Source organism: Saccharomonospora iraqiensis subsp. iraqiensis, from assembly GCF_000430445.1.
Taxonomy (GTDB): Bacteria; Actinomycetota; Actinomycetes; order Mycobacteriales; family Pseudonocardiaceae; genus Saccharomonospora; species Saccharomonospora iraqiensis.
On sequence record NZ_KE387120.1, the window covers coordinates 92,547 to 94,905 of the forward strand.

General features: G+C 71.0%; 1 protein-coding gene and 1 pseudogene. One reads left to right on the forward strand and one right to left on the reverse strand.

The genetic code is table 11. The features are described 5' to 3' along the window. Positions 1–526 (reverse strand): annotated as a pseudogene (locus ACTIR_RS24145) (hypothetical protein); the annotation flags it as partial. A gap of 89 nt (positions 527–615) precedes the next feature. Between ACTIR_RS24145 and ACTIR_RS0118090 the strand changes: the two are divergent. After that, the gene (locus tag ACTIR_RS0118090; protein WP_026455337.1) at positions 616–2,352 is read left to right on the forward strand and encodes a carbon starvation CstA family protein; all 1,737 of its coding nucleotides are present in this window, start codon (positions 616–618) and stop codon (positions 2,350–2,352) included. The last annotated feature ends 7 nt before the right edge of the window (positions 2,353–2,359 follow it).

The following is a 2,359-nucleotide window of genomic DNA, read 5'->3' on the forward strand; positions in this document are numbered from 1 at the left end:
TCCCGCCGTCGGCTCCGGCGACGGCGACGGTGGCCGGCCGCGGGCCGTCCTGCCCGGGACGGACCAGCAGGGCGTGCCGGGCAGGATTGGTCCGCACCGTCAGCGGCACCGTGCGCACGGTGCCGGTGAGCCGGACGACGATGCGCGGCAGCCACCACCAGTTCTCCCGGCACAGCAGCGGGCTGTCCGCGAGCGCCCGGGACGGGGGGTACTTGCGCAGCTCCTGGCCCAGCAGCTCGACCGTGAACAGGTCGCCCTCGGTGTCGTCGACCACCTCGACGGTCGCCGTACACGCCAGGCCGGACTCCCCGTCGGGCACCGACCGGGAATCCGTGACGGCGAATGCCGCCCGTCCCACGCGGCGCAGCCCCGCCACCTCGGCCGCCCGCGAGTACGGCAGTGCCACGCAGGGGACCCCGCGGTCCAGCAGGGGAGTGGTCGCGAGCGCGCGCGGCGTGCCGTCGGTGTCCAGCCAGCACAGCTCCGCCGTGAGCGCGCGCCGCCATAACGGTACGAACTCGTCCATCGTGAACCCTTACCCGTCCGTCACCGGCCTGTTACCGTGCACGCTCGACATCGTCGGGCCCTTCGCAGGTGTACCGGGGAGTGAGTGTGATGCCTGCCATCGTGGTGGTCGCGTTCGTGGCCGTCCTGTTCTACCTCGGGTACCGGTACTACTCCTCGTACCTGGCCAGAAAGGTCTACGCCCTCGACCCCGCGTTCGTCACCCCCGCGCACAGCATGCGCGACGGGATCGACTTCGTGCCGACGAACCGGCACGTCCTCTTCGGGCACCACTTCACCTCGGTCGCGGGTGCCGCACCGATTGTGGGGCCCGCGATCGCGGTCTTCTGGGGCTGGGGTCCCGCGCTGGCCTGGGTGGTGCTCGGCACCGTCTTCGCGGCGGGCGTGCACGACTTCGGTGCGCTGGCCGTGTCCGTCCGCCACCGCGCCAAGAGCATCGGCACCCTGGCGCAGGAGGTGATCAACCGGCGCGCCCGCACGCTGTTCCTGCTGATCATCTTCTTCCTGCTGACCCTGGTGAACGCCGTGTTCGCGGTGGTGATCGCGAACCTGTTCGTGGCCTATCCCGAGGCGGTCCTGCCGATCCTGCTGCAGATCCCGATCGCGATCGGGATCGGACAGTACGTCTACCGCACCCGCAGCGCGGCGCTGCTGCCCTCGATCGTCGGCGTCGTCCTGCTGTACGCCTCGATCCTGCTGGGCCGGGCGCTGCCGCTGTCCCTGGAGGGCATCGCGGCGGCCGACGGGCTGTTCACCGAGCGCAACATCTGGGTGCTGCTGCTGTTCGCCTACACGTTCGTCGCCTCCCGCATCCCGGTGTGGGTGTTGCTGCAACCGCGCGACTACATCAACTCGCACCAGCTGTTCATCGCGCTCGGCGTGATCGGGCTCGGCGTGATCGTCGGGATGGACACGATCGTGGCCCCCGCCTTCCACGACACCCCGGAGGGCTCGCCGAGCTGGTTCCCGCTGCTGTTCATCACCATCGCCTGCGGGGCGATCTCCGGGTTCCACAGCCTGGTCGCCTCCGGCACGACGGCCAAGCAGCTCGACAAGGAGCCCGACGCGCGCTACGTCGGCTACTTCGGCGCGGTCGGCGAGGGCTCGCTGGCGGTCGCGTCGATCCTGGCCTGCACCGCCGGGTTGTTCGCCACCACGGACGCGTGGAACGCCGCCTACGCGGACTTCGGGTCCGCGTCCGGTTCGGCCACGTCGAACTTCGTGGAGGGCGTCGCGGCGTTCGCGGGCAATCTGGGTGTGCCCGTGGCGGTGGGGATCGTCTTCGCCTCGATCGTGGTCATCAGCTTCGCCGCCACGACGATGGACACCGGCGTGCGGTTGCAGCGCTACATCGTCCAGGAGATCGCCGAGATCGCCGGGGCCCGGACGGTGGCCCGCAACATCACCCTGGCCACCGGCATCGCGGTGCTCGTGCCGCTGGTGATGGCGCTGCTGCCCGGTGGGGGCGAGGACGGCTACACCTTCGGCGTGCTGTGGCAGCTGTTCGGCACCACCAACCAGCTCACGGCGGGCCTGGGCCTCGCGGTGATCGCGGTGTGGGTGACCCGCAGGCGCCGCAACCCCGTCGCCGTGCTGGTGCCGCTGGTGTTCCTGCTGGTCATGACGACCTGGGCGCTGGTGATCAACCTCGGCACCTTCGTGGAGGAGGGCCAGTGGGTGCTCGCGCCGCTGGACGCGATCATCTTCGTGCTCGCGGTCTGGCTGATCGCCGAGGCGGCGATGGCGCTGCGCCGCGCGTGGACGACCCGGGACGAGAGCCCGGCGCCCGAGCCGCGGCCCGCACCGGAGCCGGAACCCGAGCGGTGAGCCTGCG

Excerpts from the sequence above, each read along its gene's own strand:
- ACTIR_RS0118090 (WP_026455337.1), top strand. The coding sequence starts at position 616 with ATGCCTGCCATCGTGGTGGTCGCGTTCGTGGCCGTCCTGTTCTACCTC.